This window comes from Campylobacter sp. 2018MI13 (assembly GCF_018501135.1).
Lineage (GTDB): Bacteria > Campylobacterota > Campylobacteria > Campylobacterales > Campylobacteraceae > Campylobacter_E.
In genome coordinates this window covers 1-223 of sequence record NZ_JAHCZC010000361.1, presented here as the reverse complement: position 1 = coordinate 223, position 223 = coordinate 1, and the positions used below count along the sequence as shown (strand labels likewise).

Sequence of the window (223 nt, the reverse complement as noted above, 5' to 3'; positions counted from 1 at the left end):
CTATACATCCACTTACGTGTTAGCAGAGTGCTGTGTTTTTGGTAAACAGTCGGGAGGGACTCTTTGTTGTAAGTTTCCTTGCCTTCGGAGTAAATCCTAATACAAGGCTAACCACACCTTATACCGACGATACGGTGCTATTTTGCAGAGTTCCTTAAAGAGAGTTCTTCCACGCGCCTTAGAATACTCATCCCACCCACCTGTGTCGGTTTACGGTACGGGC

Annotated in this window: 1 rRNA gene; it reads right to left on the bottom strand. The window is 46.6% G+C overall.

The features are described 5' to 3' along the window. A 23S ribosomal RNA gene (locus tag KJQ99_RS11535) occupies positions 1-223 on the bottom strand; the annotation flags it as partial.